This is a genomic window from Thalassovita autumnalis (genome assembly GCF_001458255.1).
In the GTDB taxonomy this organism is placed as follows: Bacteria; Pseudomonadota; Alphaproteobacteria; order Rhodobacterales; family Rhodobacteraceae; genus Thalassobius; species Thalassobius autumnalis.
Window position 1 is genome coordinate 1 of sequence record NZ_CYSB01000042.1, and the last position, 5,441, is coordinate 5,441.

Sequence of the window (5,441 nt, forward strand, 5' to 3'; positions counted from 1 at the left end):
CGGCAGAAGCCTGAATGAGCTTAATAGAGGCCAAAGCGGTCTGGAAACGTACGGATTGTTCAGTAACTTGACTCATGATTTCTTACCTATTAGTGGTTGAACAGCATCGGACTCAGATAGTAATCCACGCTCTTTTAAAATGTCAACAAGAGAATCTCTACCATGAACAAAATGTGACTCATATCTAAACCAGTCCTTGACGAACGTGCCAAGCATATTAAGCCACTTCTCCTCATCCAACGCGTCAGTTTTTGACAGAATCGTTAGTTGATGGCGAAAGGTCGCAAAGTAAGAGCTTCTCGAGCTGCGCAAGGATAGGTCGAATTTTCTCATTTTCCGCCAGCAGTCCACTTCGATTTAATTCGTAAACAAGCAGTAGTAATTCCTGCTTTATCAAGATAATTTTTCGACTCATCAGAAATATCCGAAAGTGTTAACTTCTGCGTCATGGAAGCGATAAAACTCTGCAGGTTGGATACGCCAATCATTTTTATCGAAGCGCGCATAAATTTGAGCAGATTTGTCGTCACAGGTTGCGCCGCCAAAACGTCGGCTACAGTAACTTTTCCCAGCCTCAATCTCATCTCTCTTTTTGCGTTCTGCTTCAATATCTGGTTGAACGGCGTCGCGTCGTAACCCAGCTTGGTAAGTTGGATTAAGCACTCCGTGGACAGATTTGTCATTGTGAGCATTTTCATCCCGAAGTTGCGGCTCATTCTGATTCTGAACAGCTTCTTGGGAAGTAGCGACAGCTTGGTTTTTAGTGAGTTGTTCCATTCTTTAGCTCCTAGACCTTTAGCAGCAAGGTCCATATCTGACTTTTTGTTAACGTATTTAGCCACATAGAAACCAACAGCCATATAACTGGTAGCTTTAAGCGGCTCACCTTTAGCATCAACAGGCCACAACCAACCAGAACGTGAAAAAGCGTCCTGCGTGTAGCGAACTGCGATGGGCATACTGTAACCATAAGGCCACGTATTTTGCAAGCTATTTAACTGGCGGCGATTGCGTACCCGACGACCAAAATTAGGGTCAACGCTACCTGTAGGAAGTGTCCGCATAAAGTGCACCGCATGGAAATGAAGACGGCCATTAGCTGTACCATACTCAGGCACACAAAAATACTGATAGCAGTCGGCGTGTGAATCATTAGCCTTGCGACCCTCGGCAGCAAGAACCATACGACCAATATCACGAAAATAGTCACGCAAAGCATTGGGATTATCATAAAACGCCTCTAATCGGTCGTCAGCCAACGTGAGAGTGTCAAAAACGATAAACCAACCATCAGCATGAGCCTGTCGCATTGCATTCATCAAACGCTGAATAGCAAAGCCTCTACGCGATTTCATAGTGGAGGCCTCCAGCAATCTTGAACACTCATCCTTAATACCTTTCTTTTTGGGGTAATTATACTCATCGCGAATATCCTTAAGAGGGCGTTCAGCAGCCAGCTTGCGGCAAAACTGCGTAACCGTCTTCTCGTTCTCTAAAAACCATTTTTCGTCCCCTTCGGGGCGGTGGTCTATAGTGTTATTAATATCAAGTTGGGGGAGCACATTGTAGCATTGTGCCAATTCATCCATTAACTTCTCAGTAACAGATACAAACTCATCACGAACGTCAGAAGCAGCCTTATGGCCGTCAACATACATATCACCATTATCGAACTCAACGCCCTGCATACGAAAAGACAGAATCTCTTCCAAGAGCTTGATGCGGTTATCCATCTGCTTATGGAAGCCAAGCATTGGGGATTGAGAAAGAGTAGAAATGCCACAAGCCTCAATAGCAGGTTTAAGAGCCTCGATACGCTCAAAGTCAAAATAATCAGCGTGACATTCAGAAGGGTAATAAGAACGAACCATAAAAAAGCCTCCAAGATTTGGAGGCATGAAAACATACAATTGGGAGGGTGTCAATCCTGACGGTTATTTCCTAGACAAATTAGAGCCAATACCATCAGCTTTACCGTCTTTCCAGAAATTGTTCCAAGTATCGGCAACAGCTTTATCAATACCATGAAAAATATCAACCACACCAGAAGCAGCATCAGTGACGACATTAGAAATATCCTTTGCAGTAGCGCCAATATGAGAAGAGCCATACCGCTGATTCTGCGTTTGCTGATGAACTAAGTCAACCTCAGCACTAACCTTGCGAGTCATTTCTTTGATTTGGTCATTGGTAAAATACTGACCAGCCGTTTGAGCTTGAGTAAGCATTTGGCGCATAATCTCGGAAACCTGCTGTTGCTTGGAAAGATTGGTGTTTTCCATAATAGACGCAACGCGAGCAGTAGACTCCTTCTGTTGATAAGCAAGCATCTCATTTTGTGCATATACCTGGTCTTTCGTATTCTGGCGTGAAGTCGCCGACTGAATGCCAGCAATCTCTTTTTGAGTCTCATTTTGCATCTCGGCAATCTCTTTCTGATTGTCCAGTTGCATTTTAGTAAGCTCTTTTTGATTCTCAAATCCGGCGTCAACCATACCAGCAGAGGAAGCATCAGCACCAGCACGCTCCCAAGCATTAAGCTCAGGAAATGCAGCAGCAAGATAATCACGAGTATCCTTTCCTTTATCAGCGGCAGACTTGCCACCAAGTCCAACCAAATCAAGCAACTTATCAGAAACGGCAGAAGTGCCAGCCTGCAACGTACCTTCAAGAAGTCCTTTACCAGCTTTAGCCATAGCACCAGAAACAAAACTAGGGACGGCCTCATCAGGGTTAGGAACATTAGAGCCTTGAATGGCAGATTTAATACCAGCATCACCCATGCCTACAGTATTGTTATCGGTAGCAAGCACATCACCTTGAATGCCACCGGAGGCGGCTTTTTGACCGCCTCCAAACAATTTAGACATGGCGCCACCAGCAAGAGCAGAAGCAATACCGCCAGCAATAGCACCAAACATAAATCACCTCACTTAAGTGGCTGGAGACAAATAATCTCTTTAATAACCTGATTCAGCGAAACCAATCCGCGGCATTTAGTAGCGGTAAAGTTAGACCAAACCATGAAACCAACATAAACATTATTGCCCGGCGTACGGGGAAGGACGTCAATAGTCACACAGTCCTTGACGGTATAATAACCACCATCATGGCGACCATCCAAAGGATAAACATCATAGGCAGTCGGGAGGGTAGTCGGAACCGAAGAAGACTCAAAGCGAACCAAACAGGCAAAAAATTTAGGGTCGGCATCAAAAGCAATATCAGCACCAACAGAAACAACCTGATTAGCGGCGTTGACAGATGTATCCATCTGAATGCAATGAAGAAAACCACCATTACCAGCATTAACCGTCAAACTATCAAAATATAACGTTGACGATGTAGCTTTAGGTGTCTGTAAAACAGGTGCCGAAGAAGCTGGAGTAACAGAAGTGAGAACCAGCTTATCAGAAAAAAAGTTTGAATTATGGCGAGAAATAAAAGTCTGAAACATGATTAAACTCCTAAGCAGAAAACCTACCGCGCTTCGCTTGGTCAACCCCTCAGCGGCAAAAATTAAAATTTTTACCGCTTCGGCGTTATAACCTCACACTCAATCTTTTATCACGAAGTCATGATTGAATCGCGAGTGGTCGGCAGATTGCGATAAACGGTCACATTAAATTTAACCTGACTATTCCACTGCAACAACTGAACGGACTGGAAACACTGGTCATAATCATGGTGGCGAATAAGTACGCGTTCTTGCAAATCACCAGAAGGCGGTTCCTGAATGAATGGGAAGCCTTCAAGAAGGTGATAAGCAGGAGAAACATACGAAGGCGCATAACGATACCACTGACCCTCAGCAATCTTAAACTTCTTAGACGAATCACCAGAACGGAAAACATCCTTCATAGAAATTTCACGCGGCGGCAAGTTGCCATACAAAACAGGGTCGCCAGCAATATCGGTATAAGTCAAAGCACCTTTAGCGTTAAGGTACTGAATCTCTTTAGTCGCAGTAGGCGGAAAACGAACAAGCGCAAGAGTAAACATAGTGCCATGCTCAGGAACAAAGAAACGCGGCACAGAATGTTTATAGGTCTGTTGAACACGACCAGAAAACTGGCCTAACGACGTTTGGTCAGTTCCATCAACATCATAGCCAGATGCCCAGAGATTAGAGCGCATGACAAGTAAAGGACGGTTGTCAGCGTCATAAGAGGTTTTACCTCCAAATGAAGAAATAACATCATGGTAACGCTGCATGAAGTAATCACGTTCTTGGTCAGTATGCAAATTAGCATAAGCAGCTTGCAGACCCATAATGTCAATAGATGTGGTAGAAGTCGTCATTTGGCGAGAAAGCTCAGTCTCAGGAGGAAGCGGAGCAGTCCAAATGTTTTTGAGATGGCAGCAACGGAAACCATAACGAGCATCATCTTGATTAAGCTCATTAGGGTTAGCCTCGGTACGGTCAGGCATCCACGGCGCTTTAAAATAGTTGTTATAGATATTCAAATAACCCTGAAACAAATGCTTAGGGATTTTATTGGTATCAGGGTTAATCGTGCCAAGAAAAGCGGCATGGTCAATATAACCAGTAGTGTTAACAGTCGGGAGAGGAGTGGCATTAACACCATCCTTCATGAACTTAATCCACTGTTCACCATAAACGTGACGATGAGGGACATAAAAAGTAAAAATGTCTACAGTAGAGTCAATAGCAAGGCCACGACGCAATGGAGAAAGACGGAGAGCGCCAACGGCGTCCATCTCGAAGGAGTCGCCAGCGATAACCGGAGTAGTTGAAATGGTAATAAGACGACCAATCTGACCAGCAAGGAAGCCAAGATGGGAAAGGTCATGCGGCATACGCTCGGCGCCAGTTTGAATATTAGACATAATTTATCCTCAAGTAAGGGGCCGAAGCCCCTGCAATTAAAATTGTTGACCACCTACATACCAAAGACGAGCGCCTTTACGCTTGCCTTTAGTACCTCGCAACGGCTGCGGACGACCAGGGCGAGCGCCAGAACGTTTTTTACCTTTAGACATTACATCACTCCTTCTGCACGTAATTTTTGACGCACGTTTTCTTCTGCGTCAGTAAGAACGTCAGTGTTTCCTGCGCGTACACGCAAGGTAAACGCGAACAATTCAGCGGCTTTAACCGGACGCTCGACGCCATTAATAATGTTTTCCGTAAATTCAGCGCCTTCCATGATGAGACAGGCCGTTTGAATGTTGACGGGATGAACATAATAAGCAATGACGGCAGCAATAAACTCAACAGGAGCAGGAAAGCGAGGGTATCCTACAAAGTCCAGCGTACCATAAACGCAAGCCTCAACGCAGCGACGAGCACGAGAGCGGTCAGTAGCAATCCAAACTTTGTTACTCGTCAGAAAATCGAAATCATCTTCGGTTAAATCCAAAACGGCAGAAGCCTGAATGAGCTTAATAGAGGCCAAAGCGGTCTGGAAACGTACGGA

9 protein-coding genes are annotated in these 5,441 nt (G+C 44.8%); all 9 read right to left on the minus strand.

Annotation, left to right across the window (positions count from 1 at the left end; genetic code table 11):
• The coding region (locus tag TL5118_RS21860) for a hypothetical protein (RefSeq protein ID WP_503169808.1) at window positions 1-76 on the minus strand (76 nt) is incomplete at its 3' end.
• Complete coding sequence (locus tag TL5118_RS21865) at window positions 73-312, minus strand: phage DNA packaging protein C (protein WP_016670801.1); 240 nt, start codon at window positions 310-312, stop codon at window positions 73-75. The genes TL5118_RS21860 and TL5118_RS21865, both read right to left, overlap by 4 nt.
• Window positions 245-397 carry a hypothetical protein gene (locus tag TL5118_RS21870; protein WP_435988044.1) on the minus strand — a complete coding sequence of 51 codons (153 nt, stop codon included), beginning with the start codon at window positions 395-397 and terminating at the stop codon, window positions 245-247. Before TL5118_RS21870 ends, TL5118_RS21865 begins: the two co-directional genes overlap by 68 nt.
• Entirely contained in the window at window positions 330-1,871 is a 1,542-nt protein-coding gene (locus TL5118_RS21875) for a replication endonuclease (RefSeq protein WP_000252566.1), read from the minus strand. Before TL5118_RS21875 ends, TL5118_RS21870 begins: the two co-directional genes overlap by 68 nt.
• 63 nt (window positions 1,872-1,934) lie before the next feature.
• A complete protein-coding gene (locus TL5118_RS21880) occupies window positions 1,935-2,921 on the minus strand; it encodes a Minor spike protein (protein ID WP_000466547.1) in 987 nt (328 codons plus the stop codon).
• Between the two features lie 8 nt (window positions 2,922-2,929).
• Window positions 2,930-3,457 carry a hypothetical protein gene (locus tag TL5118_RS21885; protein ID WP_000487867.1) on the minus strand — a complete coding sequence of 176 codons (528 nt, stop codon included), beginning with the start codon at window positions 3,455-3,457 and terminating at the stop codon, window positions 2,930-2,932.
• 110 nt (window positions 3,458-3,567) lie between these two features.
• Window positions 3,568-4,851, minus strand: a complete 1,284-nt coding sequence (locus tag TL5118_RS21890) for a major capsid protein (RefSeq protein ID WP_000065572.1) — start codon at window positions 4,849-4,851, stop codon at window positions 3,568-3,570.
• Window positions 4,852-4,887: 36 nt separating this feature from the next.
• Complete coding sequence (locus TL5118_RS21895; RefSeq protein WP_000033471.1) at window positions 4,888-5,004, minus strand: phage DNA packaging protein J; 117 nt, start codon at window positions 5,002-5,004, stop codon at window positions 4,888-4,890.
• On the minus strand, window positions 5,004-5,441 hold a 438-nt coding region (locus TL5118_RS21900; RefSeq protein WP_242601828.1), incomplete at its 5' end, for an external scaffolding protein D. The genes TL5118_RS21900 and TL5118_RS21895, both read right to left, overlap by 1 nt.

Coding starts and splice junctions, on each gene's coding strand:
- TL5118_RS21880 (WP_000466547.1), bottom strand. CDS start 2,921: ATGTTTGGTGCTATTGCTGGCGGTATTGCTTCTGCTCTTGCTGGTGGC.
- TL5118_RS21895 (WP_000033471.1), bottom strand. CDS start 5,004: ATGTCTAAAGGTAAAAAACGTTCTGGCGCTCGCCCTGGTCGTCCGCAG.
- TL5118_RS21890 (WP_000065572.1), bottom strand. CDS start 4,851: ATGTCTAATATTCAAACTGGCGCCGAGCGTATGCCGCATGACCTTTCC.
- TL5118_RS21875 (WP_000252566.1), bottom strand. CDS start 1,871: ATGGTTCGTTCTTATTACCCTTCTGAATGTCACGCTGATTATTTTGAC.
- TL5118_RS21885 (WP_000487867.1), bottom strand. CDS start 3,457: ATGTTTCAGACTTTTATTTCTCGCCATAATTCAAACTTTTTTTCTGAT.